This window comes from Stackebrandtia sp. (assembly GCF_035643755.1).
GTDB lineage: Bacteria > Actinomycetota > Actinomycetes > Mycobacteriales > Micromonosporaceae > Stackebrandtia.
In genome coordinates, this window is sequence record NZ_DASQPW010000217.1 from 1 (window position 1) to 14181 (window position 14181).

The window sequence follows — 14181 nt, forward strand, 5'->3', positions numbered from 1 at the left end:
GATGTAGGTGGCGCGGTAGCCGTTGCTCCAGCGCGCGGTGCCCAGCAGCGATTCCTCGCCGCTCCAGGAGAACTCGAACGCGTCCTCGTCGACCGACGGCCGCTCGCGAACCCGCGGCCGTCGTCGGGATCGCGACGCCACAAGGCCGCGCAGGTCGGCGTGCAGCCTGTCCAGCAGCAGCCCGCGATGATCGGCGGCCAGGTCGGGCGGCGTGGCCGCGGCCGACGCCGCCGTCGGGTCGCCGTTGACGCCGATCGCCGACGCGAAGGACGGTGCGGTCGGGTCCACCGCTGGCGGTTCTCCCGCGGCGGAGTCCGCGGCCAGTCCGCCGCGCGCCACTACCTGTTCCAGCTGGTCGGTCGCGGTCGGGGCGATGCCGAGGCGGCGGTGCAGCGCGGTGGCCACCAGCGGCATCCGCGACGCCCCGCCGACCAGGTACGCCGCCGACAGCCGCGCGGCGTCCACGCCCGAATCCCTGATCACGGCGTCGGCCACGTCCACACCCCGCTCGATCATGGGGCCCGCCAGCTCCTCCAGCTCGGCGCGGGTGAGGTGCAGGTCCGCGTCCACCAGCGGCACGTACAGGTCGACGGTGGACGCGCGCGACAGCCGTTCCTTGGCCAGGCGGACGTCCTCGACGAAGCCCCGCCAGGCTCGCCGCCGCGCGGCGGTGGTCGGCGACAGCAGCTCGTCCCAGGCCGTCGCGTCGCCGACGCGGCGGCGCAGGTGCCCGATGATGGCCGCGTCGATGTCGACGCCGCCGAGATCGTCGTGGCCGTCCATGGAGGCCACGGCGAGGCCGCCGTCGTGGGTGACGACGCTGACGTCCAGGGTGCCGCCGCCGAAGTCGTACACGAGCATCGCCGAGCCCGACGTCGACCGACCGTCCACGTAGTACCTCGCCGCCGCGATCGGTTCGGCGATCATGTGGGGCCCAACGAAACCCACTCGATCGGCGGCGTCCCGCAACACCATCCTGCGCCGCGGCCCCCACGCCGCGGGGTGGGTCAACACCACATGGGACGGCACCGCCCCCGCCACCTGCTCGCACTCCCGCCGCACCCGTCCCAGCACCGCCGCGAACAGCTCCACGATCGACAGTTCCCGATCCCCCAGCAGCACGGTGCCGTCGTCGACGCGGCGCTTGGGGTGCGGCTCCAGCCGCGCGGGAGCCAGCCGCGCCGAGTACAGCGCGTCCCTGCCCACCAGCAGCCCGCCATCGGCGGCGGCGAACACCGCCGAGGGCAACAGCGGTGACGCGTCGAACAGCAGCGGCTCGACGCGCCCGTCCCCACGGCGCAGCATCGCCACGGTGTGGGAAGTCCCGAAGTCGATCGCGATGCCCTGGGGCGGGGATGGCATGCGTCCAGCTTAAGGTCCGTCTGCGCGGTCCTTCCCACCCCGCGAGCGGCGGGAATCCGAAGCGGCGCATTGCTGCCCGCCTCGTCGGGTCCCGCAACCCACGGGCGACGGGAATCCGAGACGACGCCTGGCTACCAGCCTGGTCAGGTCCTCCAACCCACGGACGGCAGGGACCCGAAACGGCACCTCGCCACCAGCCTCGTCGGGTCCCGCAACCCCACGGACGGCAGGGACCCGAGACGGCACCTCGCCACGGGACTGGTCAGGTCCTCCCCAACCCGCGGGCGGCGGGGATTTGGGCGTAGTCGGACAGGGGCAGCGACGGGATGTCGGCGGCGCGGCCCGCCTCGTACATCAGCAGGTGCGCGGCGGGTCCGTGGTCGTCGTCCAGGTAGGACGACAGGAAGTCCCGCACCCGCCCGCAGTCGACGCTGTCGGGGGACGAGCCGCGCGCCGCCTTCGCCACGTACAGCGTCATCAGCAGGAACCCCCACACCGGGGCCGAGTCGGGCCGCAGCGCCGGGACGAAGTGCGGCAGCGCCAGGGCCCGGGCGCCGTGGCGGGCGTAGAAGCGAAGGCGCGCTTCGGGATCGCCGTGGTCGGGGTCGGCGGGGTGCACGTCGGGGCGTTCGGCCTCGGCGAGGACCAGCTCGGCTCCGCCGACGGTGCTCCAGTGTTCGATGTAGTGCCGCAGCACGGCGCCGCCCAGGCCCGCGCCGCGTACTCCTGGGCGCACCGCGAGGTAGCCCAGCAGCGCGACCTTCGGTTCGGGGTACCAGTGCCCCAGGGTGAGGGCGGCGGGGGCGTCGTCTTCGAAGGCGACGAACACGTCGTCGACGCCGTGCCGGACGTTGTCGATGATGGTCTCGACGGTGACCAGCTCATCGTCCTGAAAGGATGGTTCGAGGATGGTGTCGTACACGGTGAAAAGCGTGTCGACGTCGGTGATGCGTTCGATGGTCGTCGCCATCGGCCCAGTCTGGCAAATGCCGGGGTTTCGCGGGCGGCCTTTTCACGACCCGGGTCGCACCGCGTCCCACGGCACGGTGAGGGTACCGTCGCGGCGCCGTGCGGGCGGCTCCCGTATCGGCCATCCCTTGGCGGACAACGCGTCCAGGCAGCGGCGCCACCGATCGCGCGGCCCGAACACCCGCGACGGGGCGGCCGAGCGCCACTCCTCGTCCACAGCGGACACCAGGGCGTGGATCGGTTCGCCCGCGACATTGTGGTGGATCAGCGCCTTGGGCAGTCGCTCGGCGATCACGGCGGGCGAGTCGAGGTTCGCCAGGCGCGCGGCCAGGGTGAGGCTGAGCGGCCCGCGCTCGTCCAGCAGCACCCAGGCCGCGACGCGCCCGATCTCGTCGCAGGTGCCCTCGAGGATCACGCCGCCGGGGGCCAGGACGCGGCGCATCCGCCGCCAGGCATCGGCCACCTCGTCCTCGTCGTACTGCCGCAGCACGTTGGCCGCGCGCACCACCAGCGGCCGCAGCCCCGCCAGCTCGAATCCACCGTGGACGAACTCCAGGCGCCCCGGGACCGCCGCGGCCCGCGCCTCGGCCACCCGCCGCCGGTCGATCTCCACCCCCACCACGCACACGTCGCTTCGGATGCGCGCCAGGCGATCCCGTAGCTGGCGGGTGGTGACGGGGCTGGCGCCGAAGCCCACGTCGACCACCAGGGGCGCGCGGCCGCCGCGCAGCAGCCCGGCGACGCGGGGCGCCAGCCAGCGGTCCATGCGGCGCAGGCGGTCGGGGTTGGTGGTCCCCCGGGTGATGTACCCGTGCGGGCGTGTCGACGGCACGGGTCTCACCGTAATCCGAGGTCGGCGAGGTCTTGGGCGGTGAGCCGCAGCGACCCCGCGGCGATGTTCTCCTCCAGGTGCGACAGCGAGCTCGTCCCGGGGATCAGCAGGATGTTGGGCGAGCGCTCCAGCAGCCAGGCCAGCGCCACCTGCGGCACGGTGGCGCCGCGCCGGGCGGCCACGGCCGCCAGCGTCCGCGATTCCAGCGGGCGGAACCCGCCGACGGGAAAGAACGGCACGTAGGCGATGCCTGCCGCCGCGCAGGCGTCCACGACGGCGTCGTCGTCGCGGCGCGAGACGTTGTACTGGTTCTGGACGCAGGCGATCGGCGCGACGCGGCGCGCCAGTTCCACGTCGGCGGCCGAGACGTTGGAGACGCCGAGGTGCCGGATCAGCCCCTCCTCGCGCAACGCCAGCAGCGTCTCCAGCGGCCCGGCCAGGGACTCGCCCGGCTGGTCGCCCATGCGCAGGTTCACCACGTCCATGCGGTCCACGCCCAGCGTCGTCAGGTTCGCCTCGACGCCGCGGCGCAGGTTGTCGGGGGTGAGGCCGCGGAGTTGGTCCTCGTCGAGTCCCACATCGGAGCCCTCGACGAGGGCGCCGACCTTGGTGACGAGGACCAGGTCGTCGGGGTAGGGGTGGAGCGCCTCGCGGATCAACGCGTTGGCCGCCACCCCGTCCCGCGCGTAGTAGTTCGAGGTGTCGATGTGGTTGACGCCGAGCTCCACCGCGCGGCGCAGGATCGCCAGGCTGGTGTCGCGCGCGGGCTGGTCACCGTGGGGCCAGCCCGCGAGTTTCATGGCGCCGTATCCGATGCGCGAGACCCGCAGGTCTCCGCCGAGTTTCCATTCGTGTGTGGTCACGAATGGTCACCCTAACTCGGCCATCCAGCGCATCGGGTCGCTCGACGGCAGATTCTCGATCCCGGCCGCGCTCAGCGCCCCGACCGCGAGCGCCCGATGGATCGTTCCGTAGTAGATGACGTGGGAGACCATGCCGCCGTAGGTGAAGGTCTCGGGCGGGTCGGGTTGCGCGTTGATGAAGGTCTCGTCCAGGCGCCCCTCCTCCAGCGCGGTCTTCACCTTGTCGGCCCAGGGCCCGGCCACGGCCTGGTGGCGACGGATCAGCGCGGGAATCGAGGTGTCGCCGGAGTCGTCGGGGCCACGTCCGCCCTCGGTGGCGGCCAGCCAGCGCTCGAACTGCCAGACCACCTGGGCCAGCAGGTCCCGGGCGGACATCTCGCCCGAGCCGTAGTCGAGGTGGTATTCGATCGGCTTGTCCAGCACCGAGTCGTCGACGGTGCGGGCCCGCTCGAGCAGTGCGCCGACGCACCACACGTGGTGGTCGATGAGGTTGTTGAGGACGGTCATGACGTTCCTTTCGGTGGCGGGCAGGCGGATGCCGCCCGGCGGGTGGAAGTGGATGCCGTTGGCCGCCGCGATCCGATAGCGCGGTTGGCGGGCGGCCCGGTGGCGTGACGGCGAATGACCGAAGCCGCGCCGAAAGGCTCGGGTGAACGCCTCGTGCGACTGGTAACCGGCGGCGAAGGCGATGTGGGTGATCGCCCGGTCGTCGGTGACGAGCTGGTATGCGGCGCGCTCCAGCAGCAGGCGACGCCGGAAGGCGCCGGGCGGCTCGCCGAGGCTGGCGGCCACCAGGCGATCGAAGTGGAAGCGGCTGAGGTAGGTGCGCCCGGCCAGTTCCGCCCCGCACAGCCGGGGCTGCTCCAGGCAACCGCTCACCGCATCCAGGATGGCGGCGAGGCGGTCGGTGTCGTTCGTGGTCACACCATCGATATTGGTCGACGCCGCGGCGATTGGCTTGATCTTGTTTGCGGGCTCTTGACTCAGTTGAACTTCATATACAGATGATCTATAGTTGCGCGCATGAAGAGTAAAGGACGGGCGATGCGCGAGCCCACTTTCCACATCCTCACCGCGCTGGCCGATCGGCCGAGATACGGCTACGACGTGATCGCCGAGGTCGCGCGGCTGTCGGAGGACCGCGTGAAGCTCCAGGCGGGCACCCTGTACGCCGCGCTGGATCGGCTCAGCGACGAGCGGCTGATCGGCGTCGACCGCGAGGAGGTGGTCGGCGGCAGGCTGCGGCGCTACTACCGCCTCACCGACGCCGGCGGCGCGGCGCTGGCCGCCGAGGTGGAGCGGATGCGCCACGACGCGACCGAGGCCGAGAAGCGGTTGCGCACGGGCGGACGCTGGGCGGGCGGCGAGGTGGCGCTGTCATGACGGAGGCCGAGTCCACACTGGAGAAACGCCTTCGGCGGCTGCTGTCGGCCTACCCCCACTGGTACCGCAGGGCCCGCGGCGACGAGATGGTCGCCACCATCGTGGAGGCTTCGGGGTCCGATCAGGACCGACCCACCCGGCGCCAACGCCGCGACCTGCTGGTGGGCGGGCTGCGCTGCCGACTGCGGATCCGCGGCGGCAGGGGCGCCGTCGTCCTGGCCGTCGTCGCCGCGCTGATGTTCGGCGTGGTCGGCGCCTGGGCAGGCGCCTGGGCGGGCTGGCAGACCGCGACGCCGCTGCCCGGCGAGGCGGCGAGCCGCGACTTCGTCCACGACGTGCTTCCCGACCCGAAGGTGTCGAAAACGGTGCGCGTCGGCGCTCTGTTCAGCTACGACACCGACTACACCGGCGGCAGCACCGATCCGGCCTGGGCGACCGCGTTGTTCGGCGGCGACGACTACGTGGCGGGCGGGGATCTCGTGACCATCGACGTCACCCAGATGCACAATCCGTGGAACGACACGATGGCCGATCTGACGGATCGGCTTCGCGCGCGCGGCTGGCAGGTCGACGCCCACTCCAGATACCAACCCCCGACCTTGACGGCGCACCGCGACGGGCTGGTGCTGGAGGTCTCCAGCGTCGTCGACACCACGAACTCCATCCACGAGCTGTCGATCACGCGCGCGCAGCCCGCGGCCGTGGCCCCGCTGGTGATCCTCGGGTTCCTGCTCGGCGCGCTGTGCGGATGGCTGTTCGCGGTGCGGATGACGGTGCTGGCGAACGTCAGGCGCCCGGGGCGCCGCCTGGTCGTGAGGATCGGTTCGGGCGTCGCCATCGGCTTGGCCGCCTTCCCGACGGTGTTGGCCCTGATGGTCCTCGGCACCGTCGTCGCCGACGACGGGACCACGAGCCCCGCCGCGCCGTGGACGCCGCTGTACTTCATCCTGATGCGTCCACTGTGTCTGTTCGCCGCGGTGGTCATGCTGGCCACGGCCGCGACCGCGCACTTCCCCTCCCGCGCCGCCACGGCGAGCGTCGCGGTGTCGGCGCCTACACGTGCTCGCTGACCAGCACGGCGACCGTCCCCGCGTCCAGGGCCTCGAAGACGTGGGGGCGGTCGCCCGGGTAGGCGCAGTAGTCGCCCGGCGCCAGCTCCACGGGGTCGTCGGACAGTCCGACCAGGGCGCGCCCCGCCGCCAGGATCACGTGCTCGACGGTGCCGGGCATGTGGGGGTCGGACGCGCGGGCCGCGCCGGGCTCGGCGTTGAGGGTGTAGATGTCGCGGCGGGCGTGCGGGGGGCAGGACGACAGCACGGTCGCGGTGTAGTGCGCCTGGCTGGACCCGATGCGGGGACCCTCGCCCGCGCGGATCACCTGGACCCGGGGGCGAGGCGGGTCGACCAGGCGGCTGAAGGGGACGTCGAGGGCGACGCTGAGCGCCCAGATGGTCTCGATGTTGGGGTTGCCGTTACCCGATTCCAGTTGCGACAGTGTGGACTTGGCCACCTCCGCGCGCTTGGCGAGCTCCGTCAGGGACAGGCCCGCGCGCTCGCGTTCCTTGCGTAGGGCCAGCGCGATCTCCCGCAGCGGCGCGTGGCCCGCGTCCTTGTCCCGCCCCATTTGTTCGCTCCAATACACCAATGTTCGATTTGACGAACGCGCCTCAAAGGTTCATTGTAGGGGGCATGCGTTCGATATACCGAACTCTAGAACAGGGCCTGGTGCGCGACGTCGCGGCCCTGGCCACCGCCGTGGGCTTCGTCGGCGCCTCCTTCGGCGCCATCGCCGTGGCCGACGGCAACCCGCTGTGGGTTCCCGTGGCCATGTCGCTGCTGGTGTTCGCGGGCGGCGCCCAGTTCATGGCGATCGGCGTGGTCGCCGCGGGCGGCGGCGTGATCGCGGCCGTCGTCGGCGCGGTGCTGCTCAACCTGCGGATGCTGCCCTTCGGGCTGGCCGTCGGCCCCGCCGTCGGAAACTGTTGGTGGCAAAGGGTTCTCGGCAGCCACGTTATCACCGACGAGTCCACCGCCTTCGCCATGGCCCGCTCGGGCGACCCCGTCCGCAGCCGCCAGGCGTTCTGGCTGTCGGGCGGCACCCTGTTCGTGGTGTGGAACATCTGCGTCGCGCTGGGCGGCGTGGCCAGCGGATTCATCGGCGACACCGACGCCTTCGGCATCGACGCGGCCTTCCCCGCCGGCCTGCTGGCGTTGATCCTTCCGTCCCTTAAGGACCGCGACGCCCGCCGCGCCGCCGTGTGCGGCGTCGCGATCGCCGTGGCCACCGCCCCGTTCCTGCCCCCCGGCATCCCCGTCCTGCTCGGCCTGGCCGGCGTGGGCGCGGCCGTCATCCCCGTCCCGAGGAAGAAGGTGGCGCGCCCATGACCGTGATCGCCATCGCCGTACTGGCGGCCGTCACCTACGCGATCCGGCTGGCGGGCCCGCTGCTGCGCGAGCGGGTTCACCTGTCCGACACGGTGAAGCGGCTGCTGAACACCTCCGCCACCACCCTGCTGCTGGCCCTGGTCGCCACCGCCACCGTCACCGAGGGCCAGTCCTTCGCGGGCTGGGCGCGGCCCGCGGGCGTGCTGGTGGGGGCGGTGCTGTCGTGGCGGCGGGCGCCGTTCGCCGTGGCGGTGCTGGCCGCCGCGGCCACCGCCGCGCTGCTGCGGCTGGCGGGCGTGGCCTAGGCCGTGCGCCGAAACTCCAGGTCGTAGATGCCGCGTCCCGCCTCGACCCCGCGGGTCTCGAACTTCGTCATCGGGCGCCAGGACGGGCGCGGGCCGAAGCCGCCGTGCGGATTGCGCAGGCCGTCGGCCGCCGACAGCACGTCCAGCATGGACTTCCCGTAGTGCTCCCAGTCGGTGGCGCAGTACAGGCTGCCGTCCATCCGCAGCTTGGAGCGCAGCAGCGCCACGTTGTCGGGCTGGATCAGGCGGCGCTTGTGGTGCCGCACCTTCGGCCACGGGTCGGGGAAGAACACGCAGACGGCGTCGAACACGCCGTCGGGCAGGGTGCGCAGATAGGTGAGGGCGTCGGCGTCCAGCACCCGCAGGTTGGTGATGCCGCGCTCGGCGATCATCGCCAACAGGTTGCCGATGCCGGGCTCGTGCACCTCGATGGCCAGGTAGTCGCGGCCGGGGTCGGCGGCGGCCACCTCGACGGTGGATTCACCCATCCCCGATCCGATCTCCAGCACGACGGGAACGCCGCGGTCGAAAACCGTCTCCCACGGGGCGCCCGGGTCGACGCCGTGCACGGGGTACAACCGCTCCAGCGCCTCGGCGTAGCGCGGGCTCATGCGTCCGCGACGCCGATTGAACGTGCGGATGCTGTCGGTTATCTCGAGAGTGTTCACAACCCGTCGAGATTACCCGGGGCCTCAGTGAATCGCGAAGTACCGCCCCACGGACCTGCCCTTGACCGGGAAGCTCGCCGCGACCCCGTCCGGCGTGGCGTTGACCGACACCTGCTGGCACCAGGCGGTGTCGCGCTCGGCGCCGGGCACCGGCAGCGGGTGCGGGTGGCCGGTGTCGGGTCCGGCCGCGTAGAGGCGGCACTGTGGGCGGGTGAGGTCGAGAGACTCATCGGCGGCCACGACGACGCGGCCGTCGGGCAGGCCGGTGAACCAGCCGCTGGCGTCCTCGTCGCGGGTGGGCGCGTAGCCCAGCGGCGTCTTCACCTTGTAGACGGTGTGGCCGTCGGACAGGGCGTAGGCCTTGACGTCGAAGCTGGCGCCGCCCGAGCCGGTGATCTGGTGGCATTCCCCCAGCGCCACGCGCCCCGCCTCGGGGTCGGTGCCCGCCAGTTGCAGGGTTCCCGCGCAGGCGGGCGCGTAGGTGTTGCCGAGGTCGAGGTGGTCGCGGCGCCAGTGCTGCTCGCCGGAGTCCAGGTCGATCGCGCTGAGGTCGTGGCGGAACTTGCGGGCCGCGAACAGGCCGTCGTTGGAGGACTTGTCGCTGCGGACGTCCACGATGGCGTCGGTGGGGGTGATCGCGATGCCGTGGGTGTAGATGACGCCGTCGGCCTTGGAGTGCCAGGTCCACTGTGGCTTTCCGGTCGCCTCGTCGAGGGCGACCAGCCGGGTGTGGTCGCGGGTCCCGGTGTCGGGGCGGCACGACAGCCCCGCCAGCACCCGTTTGCCGTCGTCGGCCAGCGCCGAGACCCCGCAGTCGTGCGGCGTGGAGTACCGCCAGCGGACGTGGCCGCTGAGGTCGCGCGAGGTCAGGAAGCGGTCGGTCTCGGTGGATGCGAACAGCAGCCGGTCGCCGTCCACGGCGCGCAGCTGGCCGGGGTCGCCGTCGATCGGGACGTCGTGGCGCTGGGCGCCGTTTTCGGTGTCGAGCACGGTGGTGAAGTGCAGGGTGGTGTCGTCGCGGCGCTGGGCGGGCAGCGCCACCAGCTTCTTGTCGTGGGACAGGACGGGAGCGCCACTGGCCTGGCGGTTCCAACGGCGGTGGTGCCAGCGCTCGGCGCCGGTGGCGGCGTCGCGCATGGTCACGGCGACCGACGCGTCGTCGCCCCGTTCGTCCATGATCAACAGTCCATAGGGGGTGCCGAGGCTGCCGTCGGCGTCGCCGACGCGGGCGGTGTCCTTGAGGCTCAGCTTGGTGGCGCTCGGAGGCGGCGCGTGGCTGCGGGTGGCGTCGGTGTTGGCGTCGTCGGTCCACTCGTGGGCGGCGGGGGTTCCCGCCGCGGCGGCCAGGATCACCACGGCGACCGACAGCACGCAGACCCGCACGGTCAGGTCGGCGGGCGGGCGCCAGCGCGGCGCCGGGACCTTGCCGTCGGTGGTCATCTCGCCGAGCACCACCAGCCCTCCGCCGATGACCCCGAAGGCGAAGGCCATGGCGCCCAGGGCATTGCGGTGCGCGATGTAGGCGGCGTGGCCCGGCGTGGGCATCGTGGAGTAGATGATCCAGCCCCCGATGGCGAAGGCCAACGCGAGGATGCCGCCGCACAGCCCCGTGGGCCAGCCGGGGTGGGTGACCATAATGGTCAGTACGACGCCGACGGCCAGACAGCCCGCGATCATGCCGACGGCCAGGTAGGTGCCGCTGGCCGCCCCCGTTCCCGGTTCGGTGAACACCGCGATCCCCAACAGGACGGCGCAGGCCGCCAGCGCCGTCCCGCCCGCGTACAGCAACGCGGTGCGCAGCAGCGGCTTGCCCCAGCCGTGCTTCCAATGGGCCTGGCGCCGAGAGATGATCACATTTAGGTTTCTACCTGATCACCCTGCGCTTTTGGGGCTATCGCGGATAACCCGCGCGGTCACACCTGGCCGTGCGCGGCCCACACCCGATTCAAGACGGACTGGTAGTAGCAGATGCCGGTGCCGAACAGGAACGCCTGCAACAGAATCCCGACGATCCCGGAGCAGCTGCCGACCCGGGCGTGCCCGGCGACGTCCGAGATGCGTCCGCCCGTGCACACGAACGAGATGATGGCCGAGATGCCGATCGTGATGGGCGAGAAGATCGAGACGTTGCAGACGGCGAGGCCCGGCGACACCTCGATTTGTCCATTGTAGTCGCGGAGCTCGCGGTTCACCTTGTAGTACCAGACCAGGCCGTAGATGCCGAAGGTGACCAGCGCCAGCAGCCACACGCCGAAGGGGCTGCGGGTCTTGCCGAGCCGGACGCTGCCGGGGTGCGCGACCTGGCCGTAGCCGGCGGTGTCGGGGAGATTGATGGGCGGGGGGTTGGATGGGCCGGGGGCCATGGTGAGGTCCTTCGGACGGGTGACGAAACTCTGACCCGACTCACGATAGTCATCGATGTCAATCGATCACTCCCCTTTTCAGGCCATCAGCCGCTCGGTCTCATGGGGATGATCACGGGGTGGCCGTCCTGGTCGATGACCCGCACGCGGGCCCGGTAGTGGCGCTCCAGCAGCTCGGCGGTGAGCACCTCGGCGGGGGTGCCGCCGGCCGCCACCCGTCCCCGCGACAGCAGCAGCAGGCGGTCGGCGTACTGCCCGGCCGCCGACAGCTCGTGCATCGTGGAGACGACGGTGAGGCGGTCGCCGCCGCGCAGGGTGTCGATCAGCTCCAGGACCTCCTGCTGGTGCCCGATGTCGAGCGCGGAGGTGGGCTCGTCGAGCAGCAGCAGTCCGCGATCGCCGCCGTCCAGCTGGGCCAGCGCCCGCGCCAGGAAGGCGCGCTGCCGCTCCCCGCCCGACAGGGTCTCCAGACGGCGGGCGGCGAAGGCGGTGAGGTCGAGCCGCTCGCAGACCCGGTGGGCGGCGTCGAGGTCGGCGCGGCCCTCGCGGCCCAGCGGCGGGATGTGGGGGGTGCGTCCCAGCAGGACGTAGTCGAAGACGGTGATGGCGGGCGGCACGGTCGGGGTCTGCGCCACCACGGCGAGGCGGCGGGCCAGGGCGCGGCGCGACATCGCGTCGACGGACGCGTCGTGGAGGCGGACGTCGCCGGCGCGCGGCAGCAGCCCGGCCACGGCGTTGAGCACCGTGGACTTGCCCGCGCCGTTCGGCCCGATCACCGACAGCCACTCGCCCGCCTCCACGCCGAACGACACGTCGTCCACGATGGTCTTGGCGCCGAGCCGGACGGACAGGCCCGCGACGTCCAGGGCCCTCACGGGTTCACCTCCGTGGAGGTGCGCATGACCAGGGCGAAGAAGGGGGCGCCGACGAACGCGGTGACCACGCCGATCGGCAGTTCGGCGGGGGCGATCGCCACGCGGGCGGCCAGGTCGGCGATCACCAGGAAGGCCGCGCCCGTGACCAGGGACAGCGGCAGGATGGCGCGGTAGGAGCGGCCCGCGGTGAGCCGCACCAGGTGCGGCACCACCACGCCGACGAAGCCGATCAGGCCGCTCACCGACACCGCCGCGGCGGTGCCCAGCGAGGCGGCGGTCAGCAGGATGAGTCGGCTGTGGCGGGGGTGCAGGCCCAGGGCGGTGGCCTCGGCGTCGCCCAGGCTCAGCACGTCGAGTTCGCGGCGCCGCGCCAGGACGGCGACGGCGGTGACGACGACATAGGGCAGCAGCGTGTACACATCGGACCATTCGGCGGCGTTGAGCCGCCCCATGATCCACGAGTAGACGCTGGCGACGGTGTCGACGTTGCGCTGCTGGATGTAGGTCTGCATCGCGGTGAAGAACGCCGAGACCGCCACCCCCGCCAGGATCAGGGTGACGGGGCCGCGGCGGGCACCGGCGCCGAAGCCGCCGAGGAAATAGGTGGCCGCGAGCGCCGCGAGGGCCCCGGCGAACGCGGCCAGCGGCAGCAGGCGGTCGTCCAGTGGGGCGCCGTGGGCGCGGGCGATGATGAAGACGGTGGCCGCCAGGCCCGCGCCCGCCGCGACGCCGAGCAGCATCGGGTCGGCCAGCGGGTTGCGGAAGACGCCCTGGTAGCAGCCGCCTGCCAGACCGAGCATCGCGCCGACGAGCACCGCCAGCGCCACCCGCGGCGCCCGCAGGTCCCACACGATGGCGGCCCGCTGCGGGTTGAGGCCCGAATGGAAATGGACGCCCGGGATGTGGTTGAGCAGCTCCAGGGCGACGCTGCCCGGCGGGATCGTCACCGGCCCCAGCGCCACCCCGGCGATCACGGCGGCGGCGAGGACGGCCAGCGCCACCACCATCCACAACGGACGCAACCCGGCCGGGCGGAAACGCTCGCGGCCGGGTGCGTCGGCGGGGGCGGGCGCGCTCACGCGCCCGCCCGCTGGGCTTCGATCACTTGCTGGCTTTGGACACCGCGTCGGTGATGTCCTTCATCAGGTCCACCACGCGCGGGCCCCAGCGGGAGGCGACGTCGTCGTCGAGCGCGACGACGTTGCCGTCCTTGACGGCCTCGACCGACTTCCAGCCCGGCCGCTTCGTGACGTCGGCGGTGGTGGAGCCGCCCGCCACGAAGATCATGTCGGGGTTGGCGTCCAGCACGTACTCCGCCGACAGCTGCGGGTACCCGCCGGTCTTCGTGGCGTCCTTCGCCTTGTCGGCGATGTTGGTGAGGCCCGCCTGCTTCAACAGCGACCCCGCGAAGGTGGTCGACGTCAGCGAGAAGAACTTCGCGTCCAGCTCGTAGTAGGCGGTCAGCGGGTGTTTCGTCTTGGGCAGCTTCGACACCATGCCCGAGATATCGCTCTTGATGGACTTGTCGAGCTTGGTCGCGTCGGCCTTGTGCCCGGTGAGGGCGCCGAGGTCGGTGATCTGCTGGTAGGTGTCCTTCAGCGCTGTGGCGGCGGGCGCCAGGTAGGTCGGCACCTTGGCCTTCTTCAGCTTCTTGACGATGCCCTGCTGGTCGTTGGACAGCACCACCAGGTCGGGCTTGTATCCCACAATGGACTCAACGTTGGGAGTGAAGGCGTTGAGCTTGGTCTTCGGGGCGTCCTTCGGGTAATCGGACGTGGAGTCCACCGCCTTGACCTGCTTGCCCGCGTCGATGGCGAACAGCATCTCGGTGGCGGTGGCCGACAACGAAACGATCCGCTTCGGCTTGGCGTCCAGGGTGATCCCGGCCGCCGAATACGACTGCTTGCCGGTGTCCTTGGTGGACGAATCGTGGGCACAACCCGACAGGCCGATCGCGGCGATGGCGACCACCGCGACGGTGCGGGCGAGACTGCGCGAACGCATGGTTTTCCTCCTTGCCAGTCGAGGGGTGGGGGGCTGGCGCAAAGGAGCTTTCAGGTCCGTCGCGCGAGACGCTCATCCTCGAAAGCGTGAATCGCGACCCCATCGCAGGCGACCTGGCTTCGGGCACGGGGCCCTCACAGTTGCGGGACAGCGTCGGAGTCTCACCGACTTCG

16 protein-coding genes and 1 riboswitch are annotated in these 14181 nt (G+C 71.8%); of the genes, 4 read left to right on the forward strand and 12 right to left on the reverse strand.

From position 1 onward, the window contains the following. From VE172_RS16755 to VE172_RS16775, 5 genes are all read right to left on the reverse strand, one after another. Positions 1-1362, reverse strand: a 1362-nt coding sequence (locus VE172_RS16755; RefSeq protein ID WP_324803083.1) for an Hsp70 family protein, incomplete at its 3' end; no start/stop codon positions are given. Between the two features lie 262 nt (positions 1363-1624). Beyond that, positions 1625-2332 (reverse strand): GNAT family N-acetyltransferase, encoded by a 708-nt coding sequence (locus VE172_RS16760; RefSeq protein ID WP_324803085.1) that lies wholly within the window; start codon positions 2330-2332, stop codon positions 1625-1627. A 42-nt stretch (positions 2333-2374) separates the two neighbouring features. Beyond that, positions 2375-3163 (reverse strand): class I SAM-dependent methyltransferase, encoded by a 789-nt coding sequence (locus tag VE172_RS16765; RefSeq protein WP_324803087.1) that lies wholly within the window; start codon positions 3161-3163, stop codon positions 2375-2377. A gap of 5 nt (positions 3164-3168) precedes the next feature. After that, positions 3169-3963: an oxidoreductase gene (locus tag VE172_RS16770; protein ID WP_414715114.1), complete on the reverse strand. Its 795-nt coding sequence runs from the start codon at positions 3961-3963 to the stop codon at positions 3169-3171. A 69-nt stretch (positions 3964-4032) separates the two neighbouring features. Next, positions 4033-4950 (reverse strand): helix-turn-helix domain-containing protein, encoded by a 918-nt coding sequence (locus tag VE172_RS16775; protein WP_324803089.1) that lies wholly within the window; start codon positions 4948-4950, stop codon positions 4033-4035. A gap of 99 nt (positions 4951-5049) precedes the next feature. Here VE172_RS16775 and VE172_RS16780 point away from each other — a divergent pair, with 99 nt between their 5' ends. Continuing rightward, positions 5050-5409 (forward strand): PadR family transcriptional regulator, encoded by a 360-nt coding sequence (locus VE172_RS16780; RefSeq protein WP_324803090.1) that lies wholly within the window; start codon positions 5050-5052, stop codon positions 5407-5409. Further along, a complete protein-coding gene (locus VE172_RS16785; protein WP_324803091.1) occupies positions 5406-6479 on the forward strand; it encodes a hypothetical protein in 1074 nt (357 codons plus the stop codon). The genes VE172_RS16780 and VE172_RS16785 overlap by 4 nt, the downstream gene beginning before the upstream one ends. Here the strand turns inward: VE172_RS16785 and VE172_RS16790 are convergent. Beyond that, on the reverse strand, positions 6463-7032 hold the full coding sequence (locus VE172_RS16790; RefSeq protein ID WP_324803092.1) for a helix-turn-helix domain-containing protein: 570 nt from the start codon (positions 7030-7032) through the stop codon (positions 6463-6465). The genes VE172_RS16785 and VE172_RS16790 overlap by 17 nt on opposite strands. A 65-nt stretch (positions 7033-7097) precedes the next feature. On the opposite strand from VE172_RS16790, the gene VE172_RS16795 reads away from it, so the two are divergent. Both VE172_RS16795 and VE172_RS16800 read left to right on the forward strand, forming a co-directional pair. Then, a complete protein-coding gene (locus VE172_RS16795; protein ID WP_324803093.1) occupies positions 7098-7793 on the forward strand; it encodes an AzlC family ABC transporter permease in 696 nt (231 codons plus the stop codon). Further along, positions 7790-8098: an AzlD domain-containing protein gene (locus tag VE172_RS16800; RefSeq protein ID WP_324803094.1), complete on the forward strand. Its 309-nt coding sequence runs from the start codon at positions 7790-7792 to the stop codon at positions 8096-8098. Before VE172_RS16795 ends, VE172_RS16800 begins: the two co-directional genes overlap by 4 nt. On the opposite strand, the gene trmB is transcribed toward VE172_RS16800, so the two are convergent. The 6 genes from trmB to VE172_RS16830 all read right to left on the reverse strand — a co-directional run bounded on the left by trmB (position 8095) and on the right by VE172_RS16830 (position 14008). Beyond that, positions 8095-8709 carry a tRNA (guanosine(46)-N7)-methyltransferase TrmB gene (trmB, locus tag VE172_RS16805; protein ID WP_324803095.1) on the reverse strand — a complete coding sequence of 205 codons (615 nt, stop codon included), beginning with the start codon at positions 8707-8709 and terminating at the stop codon, positions 8095-8097. The two genes, VE172_RS16800 and trmB, sit on opposite strands and share 4 nt — an antisense overlap. A gap of 81 nt (positions 8710-8790) precedes the next feature. Next, positions 8791-10620: an outer membrane protein assembly factor BamB family protein gene (locus VE172_RS16810; protein WP_324803096.1), complete on the reverse strand. Its 1830-nt coding sequence runs from the start codon at positions 10618-10620 to the stop codon at positions 8791-8793. Positions 10621-10679: 59 nt separating this feature from the next. Next, complete coding sequence (locus VE172_RS16815) at positions 10680-11129, reverse strand: DUF4234 domain-containing protein (RefSeq protein WP_324803097.1); 450 nt, start codon at positions 11127-11129, stop codon at positions 10680-10682. 86 nt (positions 11130-11215) lie between these two features. Next, a complete protein-coding gene (locus VE172_RS16820) occupies positions 11216-11995 on the reverse strand; it encodes an ABC transporter ATP-binding protein (protein WP_414715115.1) in 780 nt (259 codons plus the stop codon). 5 nt (positions 11996-12000) lie between these two features. Further along, positions 12001-13011, reverse strand: a complete 1011-nt coding sequence (locus tag VE172_RS16825) for a FecCD family ABC transporter permease (RefSeq protein ID WP_414715116.1) — start codon at positions 13009-13011, stop codon at positions 12001-12003. Positions 13012-13105: 94 nt separating this feature from the next. Then, entirely contained in the window at positions 13106-14008 is a 903-nt protein-coding gene (locus VE172_RS16830; RefSeq protein ID WP_324803100.1) for an ABC transporter substrate-binding protein, read from the reverse strand. Between the two features lie 86 nt (positions 14009-14094). Next, positions 14095-14181: riboswitch (cobalamin riboswitch) on the reverse strand. This riboswitch is flagged as partial in the annotation.

Coding starts and splice junctions, on each gene's coding strand:
- VE172_RS16800 (WP_324803094.1), top strand. CDS start 7,790: ATGACCGTGATCGCCATCGCCGTACTGGCGGCCGTCACCTACGCGATC.
- VE172_RS16760 (WP_324803085.1), bottom strand. CDS start 2,332: ATGGCGACGACCATCGAACGCATCACCGACGTCGACACGCTTTTCACC.
- VE172_RS16830 (WP_324803100.1), bottom strand. CDS start 14,008: ATGCGTTCGCGCAGTCTCGCCCGCACCGTCGCGGTGGTCGCCATCGCC.
- VE172_RS16795 (WP_324803093.1), top strand. CDS start 7,098: ATGCGTTCGATATACCGAACTCTAGAACAGGGCCTGGTGCGCGACGTC.
- VE172_RS16790 (WP_324803092.1), bottom strand. CDS start 7,032: ATGGGGCGGGACAAGGACGCGGGCCACGCGCCGCTGCGGGAGATCGCG.
- VE172_RS16815 (WP_324803097.1), bottom strand. CDS start 11,129: ATGGCCCCCGGCCCATCCAACCCCCCGCCCATCAATCTCCCCGACACC.
- VE172_RS16785 (WP_324803091.1), top strand. CDS start 5,406: ATGACGGAGGCCGAGTCCACACTGGAGAAACGCCTTCGGCGGCTGCTG.
- VE172_RS16770 (WP_414715114.1), bottom strand. CDS start 3,963: ATGAAACTCGCGGGCTGGCCCCACGGTGACCAGCCCGCGCGCGACACC.
- VE172_RS16780 (WP_324803090.1), top strand. CDS start 5,050: ATGAAGAGTAAAGGACGGGCGATGCGCGAGCCCACTTTCCACATCCTC.
- trmB (WP_324803095.1), bottom strand. CDS start 8,709: ATGAGCCCGCGCTACGCCGAGGCGCTGGAGCGGTTGTACCCCGTGCAC.
- VE172_RS16825 (WP_414715116.1), bottom strand. CDS start 13,011: ATGGTGGTGGCGCTGGCCGTCCTCGCCGCCGCCGTGATCGCCGGGGTG.